Source organism: Corallococcus sp. AB011P (assembly GCF_003611605.1).
GTDB lineage: Bacteria > Myxococcota > Myxococcia > Myxococcales > Myxococcaceae > Corallococcus > Corallococcus coralloides.
Genome location: NZ_RAVX01000023.1, coordinates 1 through 23,751, shown reverse-complemented (window position 1 = coordinate 23,751; position 23,751 = coordinate 1). Strand labels below are relative to the sequence as shown.

The 23,751-nt window shown below is 70.6% G+C and carries 23 protein-coding genes; 11 read left to right on the top strand and 12 right to left on the bottom strand.

The genetic code is table 11. The annotated features are described in order from the left end of the window. Positions 1-38: 38 nt before the first annotated feature. Entirely contained in the window at positions 39-581 is a 543-nt protein-coding gene (locus D7X30_RS35385; protein WP_120567387.1) for a hypothetical protein, read from the bottom strand. Between the two features lie 44 nt (positions 582-625). Here D7X30_RS35385 and D7X30_RS35380 point away from each other — a divergent pair, with 44 nt between their 5' ends. Then, positions 626-2,131: a carboxypeptidase M32 gene (locus D7X30_RS35380; RefSeq protein ID WP_120567386.1), complete on the top strand. Its 1,506-nt coding sequence runs from the start codon at positions 626-628 to the stop codon at positions 2,129-2,131. A 14-nt stretch (positions 2,132-2,145) separates the two neighbouring features. On the opposite strand, the gene D7X30_RS35375 is transcribed toward D7X30_RS35380, so the two are convergent. Continuing rightward, positions 2,146-2,412, bottom strand: coding sequence for a hypothetical protein (locus D7X30_RS35375; RefSeq protein WP_233591996.1), 267 nt, complete (start codon positions 2,410-2,412; stop codon positions 2,146-2,148). Positions 2,413-2,694: 282 nt separating this feature from the next. Further along, a complete protein-coding gene (locus D7X30_RS35370; protein ID WP_120567384.1) occupies positions 2,695-3,864 on the bottom strand; it encodes a ribonuclease D in 1,170 nt (389 codons plus the stop codon). Positions 3,865-3,929: 65 nt separating this feature from the next. Here D7X30_RS35370 and ttcA point away from each other — a divergent pair, with 65 nt between their 5' ends. Genes ttcA through D7X30_RS35355 form a run of 3 tightly spaced genes read left to right on the top strand, consistent with a single transcriptional unit; the run spans position 3,930 to position 6,427 of the window. Continuing rightward, on the top strand, positions 3,930-4,787 hold the full coding sequence (gene ttcA / locus D7X30_RS35365; RefSeq protein ID WP_120567383.1) for a tRNA 2-thiocytidine(32) synthetase TtcA: 858 nt from the start codon (positions 3,930-3,932) through the stop codon (positions 4,785-4,787). Continuing rightward, positions 4,766-5,590 (top strand): tellurite resistance TerB family protein, encoded by an 825-nt coding sequence (locus tag D7X30_RS35360; RefSeq protein ID WP_120567382.1) that lies wholly within the window; start codon positions 4,766-4,768, stop codon positions 5,588-5,590. Before ttcA ends, D7X30_RS35360 begins: the two co-directional genes overlap by 22 nt. A 12-nt stretch (positions 5,591-5,602) precedes the next feature. Further along, positions 5,603-6,427 carry a phosphate/phosphite/phosphonate ABC transporter substrate-binding protein gene (locus D7X30_RS35355; RefSeq protein WP_120567381.1) on the top strand — a complete coding sequence of 275 codons (825 nt, stop codon included), beginning with the start codon at positions 5,603-5,605 and terminating at the stop codon, positions 6,425-6,427. Between the two features lie 21 nt (positions 6,428-6,448). Here D7X30_RS35355 and D7X30_RS43730 read toward each other — a convergent pair whose 3' ends face one another. The 9 genes from D7X30_RS43730 to D7X30_RS35310 all read right to left on the bottom strand — a co-directional run bounded on the left by D7X30_RS43730 (position 6,449) and on the right by D7X30_RS35310 (position 20,251). Further along, entirely contained in the window at positions 6,449-8,182 is a 1,734-nt protein-coding gene (locus tag D7X30_RS43730; RefSeq protein WP_304984746.1) for a serine/threonine protein kinase, read from the bottom strand. A 122-nt stretch (positions 8,183-8,304) separates the two neighbouring features. Continuing rightward, complete coding sequence (locus D7X30_RS35345) at positions 8,305-11,304, bottom strand: choice-of-anchor D domain-containing protein (RefSeq protein ID WP_120567380.1); 3,000 nt, start codon at positions 11,302-11,304, stop codon at positions 8,305-8,307. A gap of 237 nt (positions 11,305-11,541) precedes the next feature. Beyond that, on the bottom strand, positions 11,542-12,441 hold the full coding sequence (locus D7X30_RS35340) for an alpha/beta fold hydrolase (protein ID WP_120567379.1): 900 nt from the start codon (positions 12,439-12,441) through the stop codon (positions 11,542-11,544). Between the two features lie 54 nt (positions 12,442-12,495). Next, complete coding sequence (locus tag D7X30_RS35335) at positions 12,496-12,687, bottom strand: hypothetical protein (RefSeq protein ID WP_120567378.1); 192 nt, start codon at positions 12,685-12,687, stop codon at positions 12,496-12,498. Between the two features lie 201 nt (positions 12,688-12,888). Further along, complete coding sequence (locus D7X30_RS35330) at positions 12,889-14,808, bottom strand: AAA domain-containing protein (RefSeq protein WP_120567377.1); 1,920 nt, start codon at positions 14,806-14,808, stop codon at positions 12,889-12,891. A 62-nt stretch (positions 14,809-14,870) separates the two neighbouring features. Beyond that, positions 14,871-16,154, bottom strand: coding sequence for a chitosanase (locus D7X30_RS35325; RefSeq protein ID WP_120567376.1), 1,284 nt, complete (start codon positions 16,152-16,154; stop codon positions 14,871-14,873). Positions 16,155-16,251: 97 nt separating this feature from the next. Then, positions 16,252-17,124 carry a hypothetical protein gene (locus D7X30_RS35320; protein ID WP_120567375.1) on the bottom strand — a complete coding sequence of 291 codons (873 nt, stop codon included), beginning with the start codon at positions 17,122-17,124 and terminating at the stop codon, positions 16,252-16,254. 7 nt (positions 17,125-17,131) lie between these two features. After that, positions 17,132-17,722: a DUF350 domain-containing protein gene (locus D7X30_RS35315; protein ID WP_233591995.1), complete on the bottom strand. Its 591-nt coding sequence runs from the start codon at positions 17,720-17,722 to the stop codon at positions 17,132-17,134. A gap of 3 nt (positions 17,723-17,725) precedes the next feature. After that, the gene (locus D7X30_RS35310) at positions 17,726-20,251 is read right to left on the bottom strand and encodes an HYR domain-containing protein (protein ID WP_233591993.1); all 2,526 of its coding nucleotides are present in this window, start codon (positions 20,249-20,251) and stop codon (positions 17,726-17,728) included. A 300-nt stretch (positions 20,252-20,551) separates the two neighbouring features. On the opposite strand from D7X30_RS35310, the gene D7X30_RS43250 reads away from it, so the two are divergent. The 7 genes from D7X30_RS43250 to D7X30_RS35285 all read left to right on the top strand — a co-directional run bounded on the left by D7X30_RS43250 (position 20,552) and on the right by D7X30_RS35285 (position 23,697). Beyond that, positions 20,552-21,130 (top strand): hypothetical protein, encoded by a 579-nt coding sequence (locus D7X30_RS43250; RefSeq protein ID WP_233591991.1) that lies wholly within the window; start codon positions 20,552-20,554, stop codon positions 21,128-21,130. After that, a complete protein-coding gene (locus D7X30_RS43245; protein WP_233591989.1) occupies positions 21,130-21,312 on the top strand; it encodes a PEP-utilizing enzyme in 183 nt (60 codons plus the stop codon). Before D7X30_RS43250 ends, D7X30_RS43245 begins: the two co-directional genes overlap by 1 nt. After that, positions 21,309-21,908 (top strand): hypothetical protein, encoded by a 600-nt coding sequence (locus tag D7X30_RS35300; RefSeq protein WP_233591988.1) that lies wholly within the window; start codon positions 21,309-21,311, stop codon positions 21,906-21,908. The genes D7X30_RS43245 and D7X30_RS35300 overlap by 4 nt, the downstream gene beginning before the upstream one ends. Further along, positions 21,908-22,141, top strand: a complete 234-nt coding sequence (locus D7X30_RS43240) for a hypothetical protein (RefSeq protein WP_233591987.1) — start codon at positions 21,908-21,910, stop codon at positions 22,139-22,141. The genes D7X30_RS35300 and D7X30_RS43240 overlap by 1 nt, the downstream gene beginning before the upstream one ends. A 41-nt stretch (positions 22,142-22,182) precedes the next feature. Further along, positions 22,183-22,497 (top strand): hypothetical protein, encoded by a 315-nt coding sequence (locus tag D7X30_RS35295; protein WP_120567373.1) that lies wholly within the window; start codon positions 22,183-22,185, stop codon positions 22,495-22,497. 4 nt (positions 22,498-22,501) lie between these two features. Beyond that, positions 22,502-22,867 (top strand): IS66 family insertion sequence element accessory protein TnpB, encoded by a 366-nt coding sequence (gene tnpB, locus D7X30_RS35290; protein ID WP_158619444.1) that lies wholly within the window; start codon positions 22,502-22,504, stop codon positions 22,865-22,867. Between the two features lie 341 nt (positions 22,868-23,208). Continuing rightward, positions 23,209-23,697 (top strand): transposase, encoded by a 489-nt coding sequence (locus D7X30_RS35285; RefSeq protein ID WP_120567371.1) that lies wholly within the window; start codon positions 23,209-23,211, stop codon positions 23,695-23,697. Positions 23,698-23,751 lie beyond the last annotated feature (54 nt).

The following is a 23,751-nucleotide window of genomic DNA, read 5'->3' as shown; positions in this document are numbered from 1 at the left end:
ACGCGAAGGGCCGGGGGAAGCCCCCGGCCCGGAAGCGACTACTTGTGCGGCACCACCGTGCCGCCTCGGAAGGCGGAGTCGCGCAGCACCAGCCCCTCCTTGAAGAGGCGCGCGGCGCGGTTGCCGACGAAGAAGTCCTTCGGGTCACCCCGGCGGAAGGTCTTCTTCACGAACTCCTCCACCTCCATGTAGAGGCGGCGGAACTTGTCCGGGGCCGCGTCGCGGCGGCCCGTCTGGGACGTCACCTCCAGCTCCACCCACATCTTCCCGCTGAGCAGCTCGCCCTCCTCGTTGCGGCGCGAGCGCTCGATGAAGATGACGGGCGAGCGCACCTCGTCGATGCGCCAGAAGCCCTTGTCCGGGCCGCGCTTCACCTTGTCCACCATGGCGGGGCCAATCTCGCTGGCCACCAGGTAGAGGTCCTCCTCCGGCAGGCGCGAGATGTTGTCCGGGTTGGCCCGGAAGGGCACCCAGTCCGGCGGCACGCGCCGGGGGTAGACCTCCAGGACGTGTCGCTCCAGGTGACGGAAGAAGGCGACCTCGTCGTCGGGTGCCATGAAGAATTGGAGGATGTTGGCCATCGCGGGCGTCCTCATACCCTGGAAGCGCGCTAGAAACACAGGCCATGGACTCCTGGCTGCGCGCACGGATGCATGAGCTGAACGACCTGAACAGCGTCATCAACCTGGCTTCCTGGGACCGGGAAGTCTACCTGCCCTCCAAGGCGGCCTCCGCCCGCGCCCAGCAGCTGGCCACCGTCCAGGCCATCCACCACGAGCGGCTGGTGGACCCGCGCCTGGGAGAGGCCCTGGCCCGCGCCGGGGAAGGGGGCCAGGACTTCGAGGCCCTCACGCCCGACGAGCGCGCCATGGTGCGCGTCCTCACCCGGGAGCGGGACCGCGCCGTGCGCCTGCCCGCCCGGCTGGTGACCGCGCTGGCGGAGGCGCAGGGGGAGGGCCTCCAGGCCTGGCGCGAGGCGCGCACGACGAAGCGCTTCGAGCGTTTCCAGCCCGCGCTGGAGGCGCTGCTGGCCTTGCGCCGCGAACAGGCGGACGCGCAGGGCCACGACGGCGAGCGCTACGACGCGCTGCTGGAAGGCTTCGAGCCCGGCATGCGCGTGAAGCGCCTGACGCCGGTGCTCACCGCGCTGCGTGAGGCACTCATCCCCATGGTGGCCGCGCTGGGTGAGCAGAAGCGGGCCTTCCCCGCGTTCCTCTCCGGCCGCACCTACGACACCGGCCAGCAGTGGCAGTTCACGATGCGGCTGCTCAAGGCCGTGGGCTTCGACCTGGAGGCGGGCCGCCAGGACGTGAGCATCCACCCCTTCACCAACAGCGTGCACGCGCAGGACGTGCGCCTCACCACGCGCCTGGATCCGGTGTGGCCGCCGGCCGCCCTCTTCGGCACGCTCCACGAGGCGGGCCACGGCCTGTACGAGCAGGGCTTCTCCCCGGAGCACCACCGCACGCCGCTGGCGTCCGTGCCGTCCATGGGCCTGCACGAGTCCCAGTCCCGCCTGTGGGAGAACCTGGTGGGCCGCGGCCGCGCCTTCTGGGTGAGCCACTTCCCCGCGTTGAAGGAGTCCTTCCCGGAGGCGCTGGCGGACGTGGACCTGGATGGCTTCCACGCGGGCATCAACCACGTGGTGCCGTCGCTCATCCGCGTGGAGGCGGATGAAGTCACGTACAACCTGCACATCGCCCTGCGCTACGAGCTGGAGCTGGCGATGCTGCGCGACGAGCTGCCCGTGTCGGAGCTGCCGTCCGCGTGGAACGAGCGCATGCGGCGCTACCTGGGCATCACGCCCCCGGACGACACGCAGGGCGTGCTCCAGGACATCCACTGGGCCTGGGGCGAGCTGGGCTACTTCCCCACGTACTCGCTGGGCAACCTGTACGCGGCCTCGCTGTACACCGCCGCGAACCGGGCGCTGCCGTCGCTGGAGTCGGACCTGTCGCGGGGCGACACGTCGTCACTGCTGGGGTGGCTGCGCGCGAACCTGCACTCGCACGGCTTCCGGCTGCCCGCGGAGGAGCGCGTGCGCGCCATCACCGGCGAGGGGCTCACGGACAAGGACTTCCTCCAGTACCTGCGCGCGAAGTACGGCGCGCTGTACGGCATCAAGCTCTAGCGCCCTTTAGAGCCTCAGGCCGCGAACACCAGCGGGCTGCACGCGCGCGCCAGGTGCAGCGCGTCCCTCGCGAGCGCGTGCGCGTCCGGGTCCTGCGCCTCCAGCCACGCGGCGCGGGCCACCTGGTTGCCCAGCTCGAAGCACAGGCTGGCGGTGCGGCGTGACAGGCGGCTCTCCTTCTGGAGCGCGCGCACGTTGAGCTCGCACAGCTCCGCGCACTGGCGCAGCAGGCGCACCGCGTCGTCGTCCGCCGCGACGCCCTGGGCCTTCAGGCGTGCCATGCCGGCCTCGCAGGCCGTCTGGCACTTCAGGCTCGCGGCGATGCACCGGGAGACCTCTATCCGCGCCCCGCCTGTCCTGGCTCCCAACATGACCACGCCCTCCCTTTGTGCGGCGTCAAAGGTACGCACGGACGCCGTTCTCGCAACCAGCACCGGAGGCGCAGATGGGGCCTCAACACCTGCGTTCCGGGGTCATGGACAGCGAGCCGGCAAGGGATGCAGAAGCGCCGCGCACGATTCGGCCGAATCGTACAGCAGTTGCCTCTTCGTCGTGGGCGAACGTCAGCTTTCCAGCACCGGAAAGGGCTTGAGCAACGCCACCAGCTTGTCGCCGTACAGCTTGATCCGTTTATCCCCGAGGTACGGCAGCTGGGAGAGCTCGGAAACGTCCGCGGGCGGCTTCGACGCGAGCGCGTCCATGAGCGGATTGGTGAGCACCACGCTGGGCGTCACCTTGCGCAGGGTGGCCTGCTCGACGCGGAACGCCTTGAGCGCGTCCTCGCGCTTGCGCCGGTGGGGGTCGCGCGGACCCTTGGGTTCGCGGTCCAGGTCCAGCTCGCCCCGGGTGGCCTTCTGCTGAAGGTCGCGGATGAGGGCGAGGATGTCGTCGCCGTGCGCGCGCACCACCGCGCCCCGCACGCCGGCCGCGCGCGCCAGGTCCTTGTGCGTGTCCGGCTGCTTCAGGGCCAGGTCGGTGATGGCCATGTTGGACAGCATGCGGCCCATGGGCACGTTGTCCTTCTCCGCCCACTCCAGCCGCAGCTTGTGCAGCCCCTGCGCGATGGCATGTGCGAGCGCGTACTGGGCAGTGCTGAGGCCCGTGCGCGACAGCTTGGGCTTGTACTCGGCGCCCACCTCCGGCCGGGCCTCGGCCTCCGCGCACATGCGCTCGCAGTCCAGCAGCACCTCTTCCAGGATGTCCGCCTCGCGGCACGCGTCGCGCACCTGGCGGCCCAGCTCACAGAGGTAGCGCACGTCGTTGGCGATGTAGTCCCGCATGCCCGGCGGCAGGGGACGCAGGGAGAAGTCGGACTGCTGGTGCTCCTTCGGCAGCTCCACACCCAGCCGCTCGCGCGCCAGGTCCGCCAGGCCCACCTTGGGCCACCCCAGCAGCGTCACCGCGCGGTGCGTGTCGAAGAGGCCGCGCACGCGCACGCCCGCTTCCGCCAGGAACTGCAGGTCGCCCTGGGCGGCGTGGAAGTACTTGGTGCGCGCGGGGTCCTCCATCATGGGGGAGAGCAGGCGCGGATCCACGCCCGGCTGGAGCGTGTCGAAGAGGAAGATGTCCGTGTCGGTGCCCAGTTGGAGGAAGCACAGGCGGGCGCGGAAGGCGTGCATGGCGTCCGCCTCCAGGTCCACCGCCACTTCCGGCGCGGCCTCCAGCACCCGCGTGGCGGCTTCCTCGCCCGCGCGGTCCACCACATCCAAGGCACCCTGAGGGAAGGTCGGCATCGCGGGGAGCAGGCTAGCGGACCGGCCCGCCCCTTTGACGTGTTTTTTCCCGAACCGCCGCTAGGATGGCCCCGCCGATGAACGACGCCCAACGTCTTGAAAAAAGCCTGCTTGGCCACATGGGCCGGGCCATCGCGGACTTCCGCCTCATCGAGGCCGGGGACCGCATCATGGTGGGCGTGTCGGGAGGCAAGGACTCCTACACGATGCTCCACCTGCTGCGTGAGCTGCAGCGGCGAGCCCCCGTGAAGTTCGACTTGCTGGCAGTGAACCTGGACCAGGGCCACCCCGGCTTCCCCGGCCACATCCTGGAGGGCTACTTCCAGCGTGAGGGCTACGCCTACAAGATGCTGAAGGAGGACACCTACAGCATCGTCCTGGAGAAGACCCCGCCCGGGAAGACGCAGTGCTCGGTGTGCTCGCGCCTGCGCCGGGGCATCCTCTACAACGCCGCCGTGCACCTGGGCTGCAACAAGATTGCCCTGGGCCACCACCGCGACGACCTCATCCACACGATGCTCCTGAACATGTTCTTCGCCGGGAGCCTCAAGGCGATGCCGCCGCTCTTGAAGAGCGACGACGGCCGCAACGTGGTCATCCGGCCGCTGTGTTACGCGCCGGAGAAGGAGATCATCCAGTTCGCGGAGGCGAAGCAGTTCCCCATCATCCCCTGCGACCTGTGCGGGTCGCAGGAGAACCTGCAGCGCAAGCGGATGCAGAAGCTGGTGGAGGACCTGGGCAAGGAGATCCCCAACGTCCGCCAGAGCCTGCTCAACGCGATGTCGAACGTGCGGCCCACGCACCTCTTGGACAAGACGCTGAACCCGGACCCGCTGAACGCGACGGAAGACGGGCCCGTGGCCACCCCCCCCACCAACGAGACGCAAGGGAGCGCGAGTCCATGGCTCGAGAGCAGGCAGTAAAGGCGCGCAAGGAGCGCAACGCGGCGCTGGTGGAAGCCATGCTGCTGGCCGCGATGGCGGACGGCAGCGTGTCCCAGCGCGAGATGCAGACGTTGCTGGCACGAGTGCTGGAGCGCCCGGAGTTCGAGGGCACGCAGTCGGGTGAGTTGAACCTGCTGGTGGAGACCAGCGCGGTGCGGCTGGCGGAGGCGCGCAACCTGGAGGATGTCCTCTCCTCGCTGCGCCGGCGGCTGCCGGACCACAAGAACCGGATGCTGGCCTTCGGCCTGGCGGCGGCGGTGGCGCTGGCGGACCAGCGGGCCACCCGCTCCGAGCTGGGGCTGCTCAAGACGTTCCAGGCGGCGCTGGGCATCTCCGAGGACGAGGTCGCGCAGATCATCGACGTCATCGAGCAGGGGGGCAGCCTGTCGGAGGCGCTGGGCGAGCCCCTGGAGCGGCTGTTCGCGGAGGTGATGGTCCTGGTGCTGGCGGCGGACGGCCAGCTGAAGGAGGCGGAGGCGCGCGCGATGGTGGAGAGCTTCGCGGCGGATCCGCTCTTCCAGAACGTGAGCCCGGAGCGGGCGCAGGGCTTCGTGAGCGAGTCCGTGGCCGCGCTGGCCACGGACGGGCTGCCGCAGCGGCTTCATGTCCTGGCGCACGGGCTGGCCACTCACTCGCAGCGCGTCAAGGCGTACCAGCTGGCCACGAAGATCGCCCATGCGTCCGGGCGGACGAGCACCGCGGAGCAGCGGATCCTGGATCTGCTCCAGGCAACGTTCGGTCTGGCGGACGATGAAGTGGCGCGGTTGGACCAGCAGGGGTAAGCAGGGAATTGTATGACCCCGCACGTCCCCTCCGGTTCGCGGCACTCCTTCCGTTTCGGTCTGCCTCCGTCCTTGGGCAGTGAGACGGCGCGCGAGCGTGCGGAACGGCTCGCGTCGTTCCTGCAGCGCGCGTTGGGCAAGCTGGTGGAGGTGAACGTCGCCACCAGCTACGAGACGCTGGCCAAGGACCTCTTGTCCGGGCGAGCGGACGCGGCCTGGGCGCCACCCTTCGTCTGCGCGCGCATGGAAGCCATGGGCGTGCGGGTGCTGACGCGCGGGGTGCGCCGGGGCATGTCCAGCTACCGCTCCGCGCTGGTGGGGCGGGCGGGCTCCGGGCTGACGCTGGAGAAGCTGAAGGGCGCCAAGGCGGCGTGGGTGGACCGCGATTCGGTGGCGGGCTACCTCCTGCCCAGCGCGTTCCTGAAGACGCAGGGGCTGGAGCCGTCGCGCGCGTTCGTGTCGCAGCAGTTCACGGGCTCGTACCAGGGCGCGCTGGAGGCGGTGCTGGAGGGCAGGGCGGACGTGACGAGCGTCTTCTGTCCGCCGTCCTCCACGGGCCTCACGTTCACCACGGGCGTGGAGGACGTGCTGGGGCGGGGCATGGGCGCGAAGTTCGAGCTCCTGGCGTACACGGACGAGGCCCCCAACGACGGCGTGCCGGTGGCCATGGGGCTGCCCGTGCCGCTGGTGGCCGCGCTGGAGACGGCGCTCCTGGGGCTGCAGTCCACGCCGGACGGGCAGGCGCTGCTGCGCGACATCTTCAACGCGGAGCGCTTCGAAGTGGCGCCGCGCATGGGCTACCGCGCGCTGTACCGCGTGGCCCTGGCGAGCCTGTAGGCGCGCGGCTCCGGCTGGAGCCTACTTGTCGGAGTCGGGCCCGTTGCCGCGCACGGGGCGCCGGGCGGAGGACACGGAGCCTTCGGTGCGTCCCGTCTTCGCGGGCGCCTTGGTCCCAACGGAGTCCTCCGACGCACGCACGGCCTTCGCGGCGGAGCGGCTCCCCGTCGCGTCCCCGGTGGCCTTCACGGCCTTCGCCGCGGAGCGGCTTCCCGTGGAGCCCTCGGTCGGACGGGACGACTTCGAGCCCTCCGCGCGCACGGCGCCGAACTGGGCGGTGGACGAGCGGCCGGTCTCCGCGCGCACGGCTTCATGCTTCGCGGTGGATGCGCGAGCCGGACCCGCGTCCTCGCCGCGCACGGCCTCATGCTTCGCGGTGGAGGCGCGAGCCGGACCCGCGTCCTCGCCGCGCACGGCATCGAACTTCCCGGTGGAGGCGCGAGCCTCGCCGCGCATGGCCTCGTGTTTCGCGGTGGGACGGCCCGCGTCCTCGTCGTGCAGGGGGCGCGTGTCCGCCAGGCTCACGCCCGTGTTCTCCCGCGTCCTCACGGGCCGGGCCTCCGGGCGGCTCAGTCCGGAGTTCTCCTTCGTGCGCGAGGTCCGCTCCGCGGCAGCTCCCACGCCGGAGTCCTCCGGGCGCGCGGCGGCCTTCGTCGACGACTGGCTCACCGACGGCTCCGGCGCGCGCGGCGGCGTCTTCGCCGGGGCCTGCGCCTTGCCCGCGGACGGCGTCGCCCCGGGGGCCGGTGCCTTCGCGGGCGCGGCACTTCCCGGCCGGGCCATCAGGCGCGGGTCGAAGTAGATCATCGTCGGCTCGGCCGCGAAGCGCTCCTCCTCCAGCTCGTCCGAGTACACGTCCCGCATGAACGCCGCCAGGTGCGCGCTGGTGCCGGGCAGCTTCTCCTGCTGGAGGAACTCCTCCAGCGCCAGCTGCAGCTCGCCCGCGGTGGAGAAGCGGTCGTCGCGCTTGCGCGCCAGCGCCTTGAAGACGATGGGATCCAACGACTTCGGAATCCCGGGCACGGCCTCCGACGGCGGGACGATCTTGTGTCCCACGACGGCCTTCAGCGTGGCCATCTCCGTCTCGCGCTTGAACAGGCGGCCGCCCGTCAAGAGCTCGTAGAACACCGTCCCCAGGCCGAACACGTCCGAGCGCGCATCCAGCGGCTCGCCCCGCGCCTGCTCCGGGGACATGTACGCGTGCTTGCCCTTGATGGTGCCCACCACCGTCTGCGACAGCTTGCCCTGCGCCTTCGCCACGCCGAAGTCGATGAGCTTCACGCCGCCGTTGAAGCCCACCAGCACGTTCTGCGGCGACACGTCCCGGTGGATGAGCGACAGCTTCCGGCCGGACGGACTGCGCGCGTTGTGCGCCGCGTCCAGGCCCGCCGCCGCCTCCGCGATGATCCGGCACCGCAGGCCCAGGGGAAACCCGCCCGGGTGCGCCGACGCGCGCGGCACCAGCGAGCCCAGCGGCTCGCCGTGCACGTACTCCATCGCGATGTAGTACTGCCCGTCCACGTCCCCCATCTCGTAGATCTGCGCGATGTTGGGGTGGTTGAGCAGCGCCGCGATGCGCGCCTCGTCCAGGAACATCTGGAGGAACTCGTCGTCCTCCGACAGGTGGGGCAACAGCCGCTTCACCACCAGCAGCTTCTGGAACCCGACCGGCCCCTTCTGCCGGGCCAGATAGACGGCCCCCATGCCGCCGGTGGCCAGCTTGCGCAGCAATTCATAGCGGCCGAACGTTTCCACTCCGGCCGTGACGATAGCCGTGTCAGCGCGGATCTCAAAAGCCCGGGCTTCCGCAAAAACGCGAACCGGGCCGACCCCCTCTGGGACCGGCCCGGCCGCGCTGCGTCACGAACCTGTTCCGGCTACGGCGTCGCGGCGCAGATGCTGCGGTAGCGGATCTCCACGGCCTGGCCCGGGGTGGGCACGGAGCCCGCCGCGAAGATGACCGCGTTGCGGCCCGCGTCGTAGGTCCACTGGTCCGCACCCAGCGTGCGGCCATTCACGCGCACGCTCATCTCCGCGGTGCCGTCCGGCGTCGCGGTGAGGTGGAAGTCCGCCTGCGGCTCACCGGCCTGCTGGATGATGGGGTCCAGGAACCCGCGGTAGTCACCCTCGCAGATGGAGCCCACGGAGCCGCCCGTGCCCCGGGCCACCGAGGTGAAGCGATCCGCGCTGGACCCGGCGGTGGAGCAGGACGTCCCGGCGGGGACGAGCGCGTGCAGGTTGCTGCGCTGGGACATGCCCGTGCCCTTCAGCGTCTGGAGGAACTGGATGTAGCTGTCCGGTTCGAAGCCGGAGTGGTCGTCCTCGTCCGCCAGCACCACCACCGCCATGCGGGCCGCGGCGCGGGTGAAGCCCAGGTTGCCGTCGTTGGGCTGCGGGGTGCGGACATCGTCGGCCTGGTCGGACAGCGGGGCGGACAGGCCCTGGCGCATCGTCTCCAGGCCCTGCACCAGGTTGTGGCACAGGCCCACGTCGAGGTTGGACTGGATGGTGGCCGCCGCGTTGGCGCTGTTGCCGGACACCACGCGGGCGCGGCTGCCGTCCACCGGGAAGAGCCGGCCGGCCTCACCGCCGTTGGCGCCGCCGCCGCACAGCCCCGGGCGCTGCACCAGGCCCGTGCTGGTGACACCCACGCGCACGTCCACGTTCAGCTCCCTGGCGCGTGTCAGCCACCCGGGAATCGCGTTGCGCAGGCGCTGCTGGTACGTCTCCATGGTGGTGGTGTTGGAGACGACGAAGAGCACGTCCAGCTGGCTGTCGGTGCCCTGCGTGAAGCGGTCCACCTGGATGCCTTCGTGGTTGGTCTCCGCCAGCATCGGGACGAGGAAGCGGTTCGCCTCCGTGTCCGTCTGGAAGTACAGCGGGCTGTAGTGCTGGCCCAGCACGTTGCGGGCGTAGTCCACCTCCATCTCGAAGCCCTCGCCGGGCTGGAGCGTGATGGGCGACGTCACCGGCGTGAGCAGGGAGAACTGCTTGGACGTGCCGTTGCCGATGATGGCGTCCGCCACGGTGAGCGGCTCGCTGCAGCGGTTGGACAGGAACGTCTTGCGCGGCTTCGCCGGGCAGTCGTAGCGGATGGGCCCGAAGTCCACGAAGGACGGCGTGGCCACCAGGCACGACGGGTTGGACACCGCGTGGATGGGCAGCGTCACCGTGGGGTGGGCCGGGTTGTTGACGGTGAGCATCAGCTCGCCGTTGAACTCGCCGCCCGTGGTGGGCGCGCGGAAGGCAATCATGGAGCTGAAGGCCGTGTCGTAGAGCACCACGCCGCCCGTGATGGGACCGCCCGGCATGGTGAATACGCCGCCGCCGTCATTGGACAGGTGCACGTTCTTGATGGCGCACTCGGCCCGGCCCGGGTTGCGGAAGTAGAAGCCCAGCACCGCGCCGCGGCCCGGCACCACGTTGGCGAACTCCAGCGACGGCTGCGGCAACAGCTCGTACACGCAGGGGCCGGACGTGCGGGCGCGCCCCGTCAGGGTGATGGCTCGCTCGGGCGTGAAGAGGTCGTTGGACTGCACGTAGAGCGTGGCGGTGAAGGTGCCCTCGTTCCTGGGCTCGAAGTAGACCTTCAGCTCCAGTGCGTCGTCGCCCGGGTTGATCTGCAGGCCGTTGGCCTCCAGCGTGGGCCAGGTGCCGCCCTTCCAGGGGTAGTTCTGCGTGCCGCGCGTGGGCGTGGCCACGTTGAACTGCACCGCGTCGCCGTCCGCGCGCACGCCGGTGAAGGTGAGGGGGCCATTGCTGCCCGCGTTGGTGATGCGGATGACCTGCTCCACCTTGCCGCCCACCGGCAGCTCGCCGAAGTCCAGCGCCACCGGGGCCACCGCCAGCGTGGGCCGGCCACCGCGCGCATCCAGCATCACGCGCGACTCACGCGCCTTGTCGGACGCGTACGCCACGGTGAGGTTGCCCACGTTGGGGCCGGAGAAGCGCGCGGCGAACTCCATGCGCATCTCCACCACCTCGCCCGGCTGCACCGTGGCGCCCTCCGGCTTGGACAGCGGCGAGAAGGCCCGGTCACTGGTGGCCAGCGCGGAGATGGTCACCGGGCGCCAGGTGATGTTGCGCGCGCGGGTGAAGGACTCGGTGCGCTCGTGCACCGGAATCTCGTCGAAGGGCACGGGCGCCGGGTCGAACACGAAGGCGCTCGCCACGGAGTTGCCCTTCAGGTCCACCACGGACGGAGTGCACGTCTCGCAGGACACGACCTCCAGCCGCGCGCCCATCTGCCCCAGCGCGCGGGGCAGGTACTTCGTCTTCACCACCTGCGTGCTGTTGGGCGGCACGGTGATGGTGTCCGCGGTGAACGGATCCGCGCTCTCGCCCGCCACCTTCAGCGTCAGCGGCAGGTCCACCGGGTTGGTGACGGTGACCTCCAGCGTGCGGTCGCTGTCCACCTCCAGCGTCTCGTAGTCCAGCACCGGCGGGTTGACGCCGATGCGCGTGGGCGTGCCCAGGCCCTGCACGGGCAGCTGCTGCAGGGCGCCCACGTTGGCGTCCGTCGTCACGCGCAGCGTCTCCTCCACCGGCCCTTCGGCCAGCGGGTGGAAGCGCACCTTGACGACGTGCGACTCGCCCGGCGGAACGCGGCCTCCTCCGTCCGTCAGCTCCACCTGGTAGGACGGGTTGTTGCCCAGCCCCAACGCCTCCAGCGCGGAGAAGGGCACGTAGCCGACGTTGCGGATGCGGACCTCCTTCTCACGCCACTCGCCCACCGGCACCTCGCCGAAGTCGAGCGCGTCCACGTCCAGCACCGCCGTGGCCTTCACCCCGCGCGTCTGGTCCTCCTCGTGACACGCCATCGTCCCTGCCACCAAAGACGCCAGCAGGACGAACCGACCCCTCCACCCCATCACCATTGTCCGCTCCCCACCCTTCCCCACCACACGCACACGGATGCCCGGGACACGTGATCCATCTCGGGCTCTCCCTAATCAAGACCCGTGCCGCGCGTGAAGGCCTCTCAGCAGTGACCGAAAATCAAGGACTTGGCGGATGCTGCGGCGACCAAGTGAGCGCTGGAGGGAAGAGGGGTGCCCTGGAGGGTGAAAGGTTTTTCCCGACCCTTTGCCAAGGTGCACCCCCAACTTTTCAGGTCATGAACCCGACGCTTCCGGCGCCGGGGCGTCAGCGGTTCCGGCGACGAAGGCCGCGATCGCAGCGGCCACGCCAGCGGGCTGCTCCAGGTGCACGTGGTGACCGCCTTCGAAGAAGCGGGGCGGGGCGGCCAGCGTGCGCAGGGCGGCCAGCCGCGCCTCCAGCAGCTCCGGGGCGGGGGACAGGCCTTCGGTGCCGCGCAGCAACTGCACGGGGCAGGTGACGGCGGACTCCAGCGCCAGCCACTGGGCCTCGTCGTAGCCCTGGCCGAAGCGGCGGCGGTGGCGCGGATCGAAGGTGAAGGCGAAGTCGCCCTCCGGCGTGCGCCGGGTGCCATGGCGCGCGAAGAGCAGCGCCGCGTCCGGGGAGAGGGTGGGGTTGGCCTGCCGCAGGCGCTCCGCGGCGGCCTCCACGGTGGGGTAGCGCTTGCGGTTGGGCGGCCGGCGCGTGTCGTCCAGGAAGCCGCGCAGCCGCTGCACGGCGCCCGTGGGCGGGCCACCGGACGGCCCCAGGCTTTCGATGAGGGTCAGGCTCTTGACGCGCTCCGGGCGCGCGGCGGCGTACGCGAGCGCGACGATGCCGCCCAGCGAGTGCCCCACCAGGTGCACCGGCGGCAGGGCCAGCCCGTCCAGGGTGGCCTCCACGTCCAGCAGGTGGTCGCTGAAGTGGTACGCGGCGCCGGGGCCCGCGTGGCCGCTCTCGCCCATGCCGCGAAAGTCGAGCAGCACCGTGCGCCAGGCTTCGGGCAGGTGCTCGCAGAGCGGATCAAAGCTGTGGGAATGGTCCAGCCACCCGTGAAGCATCAGCACGGCGGGGGCGCCCTGGGGGCCACGCTGCCGCACGTGCAGCGGCAGCCCTTCTGCGTCGACGGTGAGGGATTCGAATGCGGCGGCGGGCACGGGTGTCTCCTCGTGCCTCTACGCCTTACTCCGTCCCCCCGGGTGCTGGCGACCCTACGCGACGGTGCTGGACGACGCCGCCGCCGGGCGCGGTGGGCCGCCGGTGTCCGGCTTGCCGAGCACCATGGCCAGCTGCCGGGCCTGGCTCTCCGTGGCGCAGCGGTACTCCTGGGTCTTGCCGTTGGGCCGGTCGATCCGAATCACCCAGACGTCATTCTCCTTGGTCACCACAGGCGCTTGAGACATGCATTCCCTCCGTGTTCAGAAAGGAAAGCATCCTTCGTGCCGACCTCGCGGACGGAGCCAAATGCCTGATTTCCGGCCGTCTCCCACGCCCGGCGGCCGAGCAGGTGACAAAATTCGTTCAGCGAGGCGACAAATTTCGGGCGCCCGGGTCGCACTCCTTGCGTAGTCCCCCGGGGCAGCCCTGAGTCGTTGGGATGACAATCATTGTTCAGCGGGGTCTGGCCACTCCCAGGCGGAGCGGTAGCCGCCGTCCGTCTGGGTTCCTTCGATGAAGCGCGCGTAGAAGGGGTGGCTGCTGAGGGTGGCGGAGTCGCCCACGACGAACAGGTGCCGGCGGGCGCGGGTGAGGGCCACGTTCATGCGGCGCAGGTCGTTGAGGAAGCCCAGCTGCCCCTCGCTGTTGGAGCGGGTCATGCTCACCAGGATGGCGTCCTTCTCCCGCCCCTGGAACGCGTCCACGGTGTCCACCTCTACCTCTGGATGCACGGCCTCCAGGGCCTCGCGCAGGTGGCGGGCCTGGGCGCTGTATGGGGCGATGACGGCGACTTCGCGCGGAGCCAGTCCCAGTGACAGGAGCTGGCGCACGCGGGCGATGACGTAGGTGGCCTCGCCCGGGTTGAGGAGGGAGTGCGTGGTGGGCTCCACCTCTTCGTCGAAGCCCTTTCCCGCGGTGTCCAGGTAGAGCACCGGCGGTGCGTCCACCTCCGCGCCGGCGTTGAGCACCCCGGTCAGCGTGCGGTCCGCCACGGACGGGTGGGCGCGCAGCTCGCCGCCGTACATCTCCTGGGAGGGGAAGGCCATGATGGCGGCGTTCATCCGGTACTGCTCGCGCAGCATGCGCTTCACGTCGTCGCCGTGGTCCTTGAGCAGGCGCTCGAAGAGGCTCGTGCCCAGGCCCGCCTTGGAGGCCTCCTGGGACAGCACGGTGGGCGGCAGCTGCTGCGGGTCTCCGGCGAGCACCACCTTGGGCGCGCGCAGGAAGCCCAGCAGGGCCAGGGGCTCGGTGGCCTGGGTGGCTTCATCCAGGAGGGCGCGGTCGAACTCCTCGCCCGCGAGCACGCCGGAGCCCAGGCTCGCGAGCGTCACGCACACCACGTCCGCGCGGGCGAGCACGGCCTTCACGGCCTTCTTCTCCAGTTTGCGCGCCTCGTCCATCAGGTCCTTGGCCTCGGCAGTGGACGAGCGCGCGTTGGAGAAGCGCTCGCGGCTGCGGCCCTGGTTGCGCTGGCGCCGCGCGTAGCCGAAGAGGTCGAAGGCCTCGTCGAACAGGTCGCGGCTGACGACGCGGTCCGGGTGCTCCTCCACCACGATGTCCAGCGTGTGCTCCTGCAAGCGGGCGGCGACGCGCGCGGGGTGGCCCACGCGGATGGCGCGCAGGCCCTGCTCCAGGCACAGCTCCAGCAGGTGGTCCACCGCGGCGTTGCTGGCCGCCGTGCACAGCAGGCGCTCGCCGCGCGCGACGGCCTGGGCCGCCACTTCGGCCAGCACGGTGGACTTGCCGGTGCCGGGCGGGCCGTGGACCAGGAAGAAGTCCTCCGCGGCGAGCGCGCGCTTCGCGGCGTCCTGCTGCTCCGGGTTGAGCGGGCGGGTGGGGGTGAAGTCCTTGGTGTTGTCGAAGCGCGGGGGCTCGTTGCCCAGCAGCACCTCGCGCTTGTGGCGCTCCTGGCCCTTGTCCATCGCCTTCACGCGCTGGAGGCCCGCGCGCACGCGCTCGTAGGTGACGTCGTTGGGGACGACGTCCAGGCGCAGGAGGCCTTCGGACAGGTAGGCGGGCGGCTCGCGGTCGAAGGCCAGCTGGATGCGGGTGGAGGTGGCGCGTGACACGAGCGCCTTCGCCGGGTCCTTCACCTCCGCGCGGCGGGGCAGCACCGCCACGAAGTCGCCGTTGGACAGGCGCGTGGGCAGCTTCCCCCGGTCCGCGCGGGCGAGCGTGAGGAGGATGCGGCCGCCCAGGCCCACCTCCTCCTCGACGGTCTCCAGGTCCAGCACCGACAGGCCCTGCTCCTCACGCTCGCGCAGGGAGAGCCCCTGGGCGAGCGCGGTCGTGCGGGCCTTCTCGGCCTCGCGTTCCTGGGCGAGCAGCGAGGCGAGCTTGTCGAAGAACGAGACGTCACGGGCCATGGCCCTGGGTCATGCCATCCCGGGGCGCCCGCCGTCACGGCCCGTGTGCCGGACTGTCCTGCCTACTGACAGGAATACGTGTACGAGGACGGCGTGCTCCAGGTGCCGTCCGGGTTGATGTTGCGCACGGTGTAGCCGCTCGCCGGGTAGGTGGTCCCCCAGCAGTCGCGGGCGCGCACGTCGTTGCGCAGGGCGGTGCCCAGGTCCCAGTTGCCCACGCGGCGCTGCTTCTCGTACGCGGCCACGCGGTCCACCGCCTCCACCCAGGTGGAGTCCCCCGCCAGCACGTCGCGGCGCTTCTCCAGGAACTTCTGGAGCCAGGCCGTCTCCGTGATGCCGTTGTAGCCAATCACCGGCGCCACCTGTCCGCTGTTGCCCAGGGCCGTGTTGGCCTTGCGGATGAGGTCCTTCATGCCGTCGAAGCCGTGGTTGATGGACGCGTCGTAGAGCGCGGCCTTGGTGAGCGCCTGGGTGAGGCCCCACTTCGCGGCTTCGGTGATGGTGGGCGTGTAATAGAGCGCGTCGTTCACCTGGTCCTGGCACTGCTTGAAGTCCGCCTTCGTTGCGGCGGTGTTGAAGCTGGCCGCCCAGTCCGAGGTCCAGTTGCCCACCGCGTCCAGCTCCGCCGTGGACGCCTGGGATTGGCCGGTGGACAGGAAGCGGTTGTTGATGACGGTGAGCGCGTTCCAGTACTTCGCCATGCGGTTGCCATTGGCCTCCGTGCGCAGGGCCCGGTAGCACTGCACCACCTGGATGGCATCGCCCGTGCCGGTGCAGAAGCCCGCGCGCCCGCTGGTGTAGCCGCGCCCGTCCTGGATGTTCTCCGAATAGGCGTAGTCCAGCGTGGGCGTGTCGTTCTCCCAGATGCTCGTCAGCCCTTCCGCCACCTTCTTCTGGTTCGCGGTGAGGCCCGTGCCTCCGGGGGACGTGCCGCCGCAGCTGTCGGACTGGACCTTCACGTTGGTCGCGGTGAAGGACGTGTTGGAGTTGGTGGAGTAGTTGAACGTGTAGGACGCGTTCACCGCAACCGTCAGCGACGACGTGCGAGTGAAGGTGCACGTGCGGCCCGACTGCGTATGCGTCCAGCCGGGCTGATCATCGTCACACGTCACGCCCGAGGGCACGTCGAGCGCGATGACCGGGTTGGCGATGGCCACCGTCCCCGTGTTCTTGATGACGAGCGTGCCCCAGTAGTCCGGCCCGTTGTACGTGTTCGTCGTCACCGAGTGCGTGCACGCGCCCAGCGCCTGCTCCATCGCGGCCGGCATCACCGCGTCCTCCTGTGCGCCACAGCCGCTGGCCAGCGCCAACAGCCCCGCCGTCATCCACGTCCGCGAATCCGCCATGTGCCTGCCCCCGCTTGGGTAAGGGACGGCCCGCCCTGCGGCGAGCATCCCGGATAGAGCAGGAATAGCTGTATTCGCGGCGAATCGCCAGTGGCGCTCAGCCCTGCACGTCCGGCAGCGGCAGCACGCGCCACAGCTGCGGCTTGTCGTACTGCGGCGGAATCATCCCCAGCGGCCAGCCCTCCGCCGTGAGCTCCGCGTACTGGTACCCGCGCCCCGCGAAGGGGATGCGGGTGCCGGTGCCGGGCAGCCCCACGCCGATGGCCGCGTGCGCGAGCGCGTCCGAATAGAGCATCACCGCGTCCACGCCCACCTGCCGCAGCAGCATCAGCGCGAGCACCGCCTTGGAGTCGCAGTCGCCCCGGTCCTGCGCGGGCACCAGCCCCGGCGGGACGATGCCAAAGGGCTCGTCGCCGGGCAGCTCGTAGCGGATGCGGCGCACGAAGCCGAGGATGAGCTCGGTGGCCTGCGCCGCGTCCAGGTCGCGCTCGCGGATGGAGGTGGCGAAGCGCTCGCCCAGCACGCGCACCGGCTCCGCGTTGCTGCGCATCAGCTCCGCGTAGATGCAGCGCATGTCCGTGCCGCAGCCCGGCGGCGCCACGTAGGTGAAGCGCTCCGGGCCCATGGCGCGGTAGCGCAGCCGCACGCTGTAGTCGCGGTGCGCCTGCTCCAGCCCGCGCTCCATCACTTCGCCCAGTCCGTAGGCCAGCTGCTGACGGGCGGGCTCCATCCCGTCCACGCGCCAGTCATAGGACTTCGCCCGCTCCGGCGGCGTGTCCTCCGGCACCAGCACGAATCCCAGGTCCCGCATCGCCTCCTGTGGGTCCGCCGGGGGAACCTCCGTCTGCGGCCGGGGGGGATCCGGAAGCCGGCCCGCCTTCCGGGCCACCACGAGCTCCCAACTGGCGAAGGCCATGAGCGCGCCCATCAGCACCAGCGACAGCAGCGTCTTCCACGAGCGCGCGAGCATGGCGGCTTCAGGCGGGCGCGCGCAGCACGCCGGTGGGCAGCTGCGGGAAGGGGATGAGTCCGTTGAGCGCGGCCTGGAGGCCCGGCGCGGTGAGCAGCGCGATGACCAGCAGGAAGGCGCACAGGAGGAGCGCGGCGGCGATGTTGCCCTTGCGCACCTCCGCCAGCTCCTCGATGCCCGGCGTCATCTTGTCGAACAGGCGCACGCCCAGGGCGAGCACCGCCACGCCCACCGCCAGCGACAGCGCCACATGCACCAGCGCCAGGCCCAGCAGCTGGAGCACCGAGATGGCGGACACGGGCGGGTTCTGCACCGCCAGGTCCACCGCGTCGCCCGTGGCCTTCAGCGCGTGCTGCACCAGCAGGCCCAGCGACACGAGGCTCGTCGCATGCACCAGCCCGGAGGCGACGTTGCCCTGGCGCAGCTCCTCCACGGGGTGGCTGTCCAGCAGGCGGCTCAGGCCGCGCATGCTCAAGCCGATGCCGAGCGCGGCCACGAGTCCGCCAAGGACGACCTTCATGAGTCCGACGACGAAGAGGGTGAGGTCCATGGGGCGCTGGAGACTGTAGCGGAAGTCCCCCGCGCCGCCACGGCTCATGGCTCACGCGCGCGGCTTCCCGTCCTTCAGACGGCGGCTGAGCGTCCAGGCGAGGGCGACGAGCGCGACCCAGCCCATCGCCGACTCCGGGCCGCTGCCCACCGAGCAGCCCATGCTCGTCCGCATGTCGCTCGTCGGGTCGTACTGCACGGTCACGTGGAAGTCGCAGAGCGCCGCGTTGCCGGCCTTGTCGATGGCGGTGACCTGCACCGCGTGCAGGCCCGGCGCGAGCGGCGTGCCCACGACGGGGCTGTAGAGGAGTTCCGCTTCGGAGACGCTGTCCGCGGCGGTGGCGGCCGGGTACTCCGCGCGGGTGCCGGACATCACCGCGGTGGTGAGCGTCTGGTCCTCCGGACAGGTGAGCTGGGGCGGGCGCGAGTCGCGCACCCGGACCTGGATGTCGCACGTGGTGCTGTTGCCCGCCTCATCGGTGCTGACGACCTCCACGCGGGTGAGGCCCAGCGGGAACAGGTCCCCGGACGCGTGCGTGCTGGTGACGGTGACCTGGCTGGAGAGGCTGTCGGTGGGCGTGAGGTCCGGCCAGAACGCGTGCGCGCCCTCGGGGCCTTCCGCTTCCACGCGGACCTCGTTCACCTTGCAGGCCCGGCCGGGCGCCTGGTCGTCGCGCACGGTGACGGGGAAGGAGCAGGTGCTCTCGTTGCCGGACGCGTCCCGCGCCGTCACGTTCATCTGGGTGGTGCCCAGGGGCAGCGTGCTGCCGTTCTGCGGGCTGTAGGTGACGAGCACGTCCTGGCTCGTCTCATCCGTGATGCCCAGCTTCGGATAGTAGAAGGTGATGCCCCGGAGCGACTCCGCGCCCACGGTGAGCGACTCCGGGCAACTGGAGATGGCCGGCGCCGTCAGGTCCCGCGACGTCGTCACCGTGGTGCAGTACGTGATGCGGCCCTGATCATCCCCGGCCTGGTAGGTGACGGGGACGGGCTGATGAAGCGGAAGCACCTGGCCGCTCTGCAAGGAGGAGCGGATCCACGCCCGGTCCGGCCCGGTCCGCAGCGGGGGCGTGATGTTGAGCTGCGCCGTGCCATCCGGACGGTTGGAGGGCACGTCCCGGGTGGCCGGGCACACGAAGGTCGGCGCCGCGTCATCCCGTTCCATCCGCCACAGGGCATGCGTCGTCCACGCGTCCCCGGCCGTCGTCAGGAGCGCGCCCTGGAAGGGCACCAGCCCCGCGGCCGTCGCGGACGGCTGGCCCGAAGGCAGCCGCGTCAGCCGGGACGTGCCCGCGTCCGTGCCGTCCGTGCGCCACAGCTCGCTGGCGCCCTCGTTCGTCGTCACGGTGAACGCGAGTCCGCCCTCCCACGCGGTGGCGCCGCCAATGAACGCACGCTCGAACGGGGCGGGACGCGGAAGGCGCGTGGTGCCCTCCGGGGTGCCGTCCGTCACCCACAGCGAACCCCCGGCGACGGAGTCCTGGCCCACCACGTAGAGCCGGTTGCCCACGGGAAGGAGGCCCTGGCTCGTTCCCCCGAGGAGCGACGCGGGCTTCGTCATCACTGGCAGGGTGCCCGCCTCGGTGCCGTCCGAGCGCCACAGCGAGATGCCCTCCGGTGCGTACGAGATGAAGAACACCGTGTCGCCCAGCGCGGTGAGCTGGAAGATGTGGTTCCCCGCGCCCTCGCGCGGAAAGTCCGCGACGCGCACGGTGCCGTCCGCCGTCCCATCCGACTTCCAGAGCGAGTGCCCCTCCTGGCGGGTCTGGGCCGCGAAGTAGAGCAGGCCCCCCACGGCGGTGAGGTCCCGGGGAAACGCGCTCCCCGGGCCCGGATTGAGGTCACGCACCATCAGGGTGCCCGCCTCGGTGCCATCCGTGCGCCACAGCTCTTCGCCCGCGGGGCCAGAGGCGGAGAAGAAGACGGTGTCTCCCAGGCGCGCGAAGCCGCCGGACGTCACGTAGGCGGAGTCCGCGGCGAGGTCCTTGACCCGCACGGTGCCCGCTTCGCTGCCATCCGACTTCCAGAGTTCTTCTGGCACCCCGCCCGTGCCCAGCACGGTGAAGAGCACGCCGTCCCCGAAGGGGATGATGGGCGACTGGTAACCCACGCCGCTGATCCGGCCAGGGGGGAGCTCGCGCGTCAGGTGTGTCCCCTCACGCGTGCCATCGCTCGTCCACAGCTGGAACCCGGTGCCCGGCGTCCTCGCCGTGAAGAACAGGCGGTGGGGTGTGGCGCGCAGCGACAGCGGATCAATGCTCGTGGAAGGCGGAAGCCATTCCTGCAGCGAACGCGTGCCCTGGGGCGTGCCGTCGGTCACCCAGAGCTCGCCGACCCGGATCGAGCTGCTTGGATCGTAGACGTCGGAGAGGAAGTACAGGCGCCCGTTGAGCTCCCCGGAGTTGCGCGAACCCAGATGGTGGGGGGGACCAAGGAAGGTGGCCTCGCCGGGGAGGTCCGACAGCCGGCGCACCGTCATGGGATCCAGTTGGACGGGCTCGCCCTGCGCGAACGCCGGGGCCGCGCCCACCACCAACGCCAACGCCGAAAGCCACGCACGACCGCTGAACGTCCCCATGCCCGCCCCTCCACGCCCGCCTGCCCACTGTCCTGCTGGGTGCGCACCGTCATCACGCCCCCGCCGGGCTACAACCCACGACCTGTCCGACTGTCCGACAGGTGGCGCACCGCCGGTGTCCTACCGGGTTCAGGTGTTCAGCGCCGGCCGCTGCCCTGCGCCGCATGAAGGGCGCGGACGCGAGGGCCCTGCACGACCCGACGCCCGCGTTCCAGAACATGCTGGGGTTCAGCGACGGGCGCGTCTACCACTCGCGTACATCAACACGTGCTTCGGGCTGGCGCGCAGGCTGTTGCTCAAGTGGACCGGGGAAGCTCCAGCGCGTTGCTGGTGGGCTTGAGGTGGGGAGCGAAGCCGGACGCGGGCACCCACGCGCTGCTCTCCGCGGTGGCGCTCGCGGACCCGGCGCTGGCGAAGCGCTTCGACGAAGGGGGAGCGCTCTTGCGGAGCATCGACGCGGGGGCCGTGCAGCATGGAGTCGCCCACGCCTTCCGTGAGCAGCTGAGTGAGTTCGGAGACCGGGGCGTGCAGGAGCTGAACGTGGAGCGCCCGAACCCGCGGGGCACGCTGTGGGACCTGGTGCGAGTCGTCCCGTTCTACGCGCGCTCGTCCGTGACGCATGAGGAGTTGAGGACGTCGGACAGGGCAAGGCGCACCGAGGCGGAGGCGCAGCTGGCCACGCTCCTCCAGGGGCATCCGCTGCGGAAGCGGGCCGTGGAGGCCGCGAGCGACAACGCCTCGCTGTTCAAGGGAATCGGTTCGAGCGCGGGCATCGTGGAGGGGACCGCGCGCATCGTGCTGGACCCGGGCGCGGTGGGCACACTGGGCAAGGACGACATCCTCATCGCGAAGGAGACGGACCCCGGCTGGCTGTTCTGATGCTGGCATCGGGAGGCATCGTGGTGGAGCGCGGAAGCATGCCGTCGCACACGGCCATCGCGGGCCGGAAGTTCGGCATCCCCACGGTGGTGGGCGTGGCGAACGCGACCACGCGCATCCCGGACGGAGCGAGGGTCCGCGTGGATGGTTCCACGGGGCCGGTCACGCTGGTGGCGGCATGAGCAGGGCCGTCATGGACCGGGCGCGGGCCACGCTGCGCTTCTCCGTGCAGCGTTACCCGCCGGTGTTCTACCTGCTGGTGATCTCCCTCTGGTGCGTGAGCCTGGACGGGATGTTCGGAGTGCTCGACGGGGGCAGGGGGCTGTCGTTCTCCCTGGAACTGCTGCACGTCGCGCTGAGCATCTTCGGCGTGGGCTACTTCATGCGCATCGTGGATGAGCTGCGCGACTACGAATACGACCTGATTCACAACCCCAACCGGGGCCTGGCGAAAGGGGACGTCAGCTTCGGAGACCTGTACGTGGCGCTGGGGCTCAACGCGGCCGTGTTGCTCGGGACGAACCTGGCGGTGTCCTGGGTAAGGGCCGCCATCCTGCTGGGCATCATGGTGCACGCGCTGCTGCTCTGGTGGCTGGAGAATCACTGGGTCGCGTACCAGCGCAGCATGTTCCTGATGATTGGAGTCGCCATCCAACTCCACGTGGGCCACGGCCTCTACGTCTGGGTAGCGCACGCGGAGCGCACCGGGAGGCCGCTGAATCCCAAGGCCTGCTGGCCATCCTGGCAATGGTCTTCCTGTACCTGCACTGGGAGGTGATGCGGAAAACCGCGTGGCCCGGGACGACAAAGCCAGGAGAGAAGCTCTACTCCGACGAAGTGGGCTCCACGGTCAGCGCGGTGATTGCCGTCACGATGATGGCCGGAGCGGTGGGGCTCTACCTGTGGCTGACCACGGACTGGCTCTTCCTTCTGCCCCTGGGAATGGTCCGTCCCTTCGAAGATCCTCCTCAACGCGACCAACGTAACCGTCCGGCCAACGACGTGCCGTGAGGGATTGCCGGGATAGCGGTGCGGGGCGGACGCTTCCGGGCATGGCGAAGCAGGTGGAGAAGCCGGAGTGGACGCGGATTGCAGAAGCGTTCGAAGCGAGCGGGCAGACGCAGCGTGAGTTCGCGTTGGCGCGGGGCGTGCGGCTGAGCACGCTGCAGTCGTGGGTGTACCGGCATCGGAGGAGTGCGCCGTCGCGAGTCGAGCCGGTGAGACTCTTGCCGGTGCAGGTGGCGACGTCCCCCGATGCGACGGAGTCCCTGCTGGAGGTGGTGGCCGCGGGCGGAGCGCGGGTGCGATTCGCCGTCGGTACCGACGTGGCGTACGTGGCCCGGCTCGTCGCGGCGCTGGGACGGTGAGAGGGTGTTCGCGCTTCCGGCTTCGGTGCGCGTGGTGCTGGCGGTGGAGCCGGTGGACATGCGCAAGTCGATTGATGGCCTCATGGCCTTGGTGCGCACGGCGTGGGGCGAGGACGTCTACTCGGGGCACCTCTTCGCCTTCGTCTCCAGGCGGGGCGACCGCATCAAGGTGCTGACGTGGAGCCGGGGCGGCTTCGTGCTCCTCTACAAGCGGCTGGAGGCGGGACGCTTCCGGCTGCCGCCGGTGGACGCGGGCGCGCAGTCGGTGACGCTGGACGCCACCCAGTTGGCCATGCTGCTGGACGGCATCGACGTGGCCCAGGTGAGGCGCCAGCCCGCCTGGACGCCTCCCGGGCGTACGGGCACCTGACGCGCCCGGCCCGGGACGCGGCGCGGCGCAGGCGTGTTGAGGCTGGGTGCCCCGCGAGCTCCCCCAGGACCACTTCTGCCCCTGGCTGTCGTAGCTCGGCGTAACAGGTCCTCCGGAGTTCGGCGAACCCGGTCGGGGTGAGTTCGGCCAAACCGGTCCGCACCGGTTCGGCCAAACCGGTCCACTCGGGTGTCCCGCCGACAGGCCACGCTGGCTTCCCAAGGAAAGGGAAGTGGCGTGAGTAACCGGAGAGTGGAGATGGACCGGCTGCAGGAGTTGGTGCGGTTGCACCGCCTGGGCACGCCCGCGCGGCAAGTGGCCCGGCGTGCGGCAGCGAGGACTTGAAGCCCCTGGGCCCCGGCCGAACCTCGGTGGTGTACGAGTACGTGCCCGCCCGTTTCGAGAAGCAGGTGCACGTGCAGGAAGTCCTCGCGTGCGCGTGTGGCCGGGGCGTTGTCACGGCCCCGCCTGCCGCCCTGGTGGTGGATAGGGGCGAGTACGGCCCCGGCTTCCTCTCCCACGTGGTGACGTCGAAGTGCGCGGATGCCATGCCTCTGCACCGGCTGGCGCAGCGCGTGGAGCGAAGCGGCGTGCCCATGAGTCGCAGCACGCTGACGGACCTCTTCCACCAGGCCGCCTCCGTCCTGCTGCCTCTGTCCCAGCACCTCTTGCAATGCATTGCGTCCGCGGACGTGGTGTGGGCCGACGAGACGCCCGTGCGCGTGCTGGACGTGAAGAAGACGAAGCAGGGCTATCTTGAAGTTGCCCCGGTTCCGCAGAGCGTTCCGCGCTTTCGCCCTCAAGCGGCAGCGCGGTGCTTCTTCTCGTAACCAGCGGGTGACTCGTAGTCGAGCGCGGAGTGGCGCCTGCGCGGGTTATACCAG

Excerpts from the sequence above, each read along its gene's own strand:
- D7X30_RS35385 (WP_120567387.1), bottom strand. The coding sequence starts at position 581 with ATGGCCAACATCCTCCAATTCTTCATGGCACCCGACGACGAGGTCGCC.
- D7X30_RS35380 (WP_120567386.1), top strand. The coding sequence starts at position 626 with ATGGACTCCTGGCTGCGCGCACGGATGCATGAGCTGAACGACCTGAAC.
- D7X30_RS35375 (WP_233591996.1), bottom strand. The coding sequence starts at position 2,412 with ATGGCACGCCTGAAGGCCCAGGGCGTCGCGGCGGACGACGACGCGGTG.
- D7X30_RS35370 (WP_120567384.1), bottom strand. The coding sequence starts at position 3,864 with ATGCCGACCTTCCCTCAGGGTGCCTTGGATGTGGTGGACCGCGCGGGC.
- ttcA (WP_120567383.1), top strand. The coding sequence starts at position 3,930 with ATGGCCCCGCCGATGAACGACGCCCAACGTCTTGAAAAAAGCCTGCTT.
- D7X30_RS35360 (WP_120567382.1), top strand. The coding sequence starts at position 4,766 with ATGGCTCGAGAGCAGGCAGTAAAGGCGCGCAAGGAGCGCAACGCGGCG.
- D7X30_RS35355 (WP_120567381.1), top strand. The coding sequence starts at position 5,603 with ATGACCCCGCACGTCCCCTCCGGTTCGCGGCACTCCTTCCGTTTCGGT.
- D7X30_RS35345 (WP_120567380.1), bottom strand. The coding sequence starts at position 11,304 with ATGGTGATGGGGTGGAGGGGTCGGTTCGTCCTGCTGGCGTCTTTGGTG.
- D7X30_RS35335 (WP_120567378.1), bottom strand. The coding sequence starts at position 12,687 with ATGTCTCAAGCGCCTGTGGTGACCAAGGAGAATGACGTCTGGGTGATT.
- D7X30_RS35330 (WP_120567377.1), bottom strand. The coding sequence starts at position 14,808 with ATGGCCCGTGACGTCTCGTTCTTCGACAAGCTCGCCTCGCTGCTCGCC.
- D7X30_RS35325 (WP_120567376.1), bottom strand. The coding sequence starts at position 16,154 with ATGGCGGATTCGCGGACGTGGATGACGGCGGGGCTGTTGGCGCTGGCC.
- D7X30_RS35320 (WP_120567375.1), bottom strand. The coding sequence starts at position 17,124 with ATGCTCGCGCGCTCGTGGAAGACGCTGCTGTCGCTGGTGCTGATGGGC.
- D7X30_RS35315 (WP_233591995.1), bottom strand. The coding sequence starts at position 17,722 with ATGAGCCGTGGCGGCGCGGGGGACTTCCGCTACAGTCTCCAGCGCCCC.
- D7X30_RS35310 (WP_233591993.1), bottom strand. The coding sequence starts at position 20,251 with ATGGGGACGTTCAGCGGTCGTGCGTGGCTTTCGGCGTTGGCGTTGGTG.
- D7X30_RS43245 (WP_233591989.1), top strand. The coding sequence starts at position 21,130 with ATGCTGGCATCGGGAGGCATCGTGGTGGAGCGCGGAAGCATGCCGTCG.
- D7X30_RS35300 (WP_233591988.1), top strand. The coding sequence starts at position 21,309 with ATGAGCAGGGCCGTCATGGACCGGGCGCGGGCCACGCTGCGCTTCTCC.
- D7X30_RS43240 (WP_233591987.1), top strand. The coding sequence starts at position 21,908 with ATGCGGAAAACCGCGTGGCCCGGGACGACAAAGCCAGGAGAGAAGCTC.
- D7X30_RS35295 (WP_120567373.1), top strand. The coding sequence starts at position 22,183 with ATGGCGAAGCAGGTGGAGAAGCCGGAGTGGACGCGGATTGCAGAAGCG.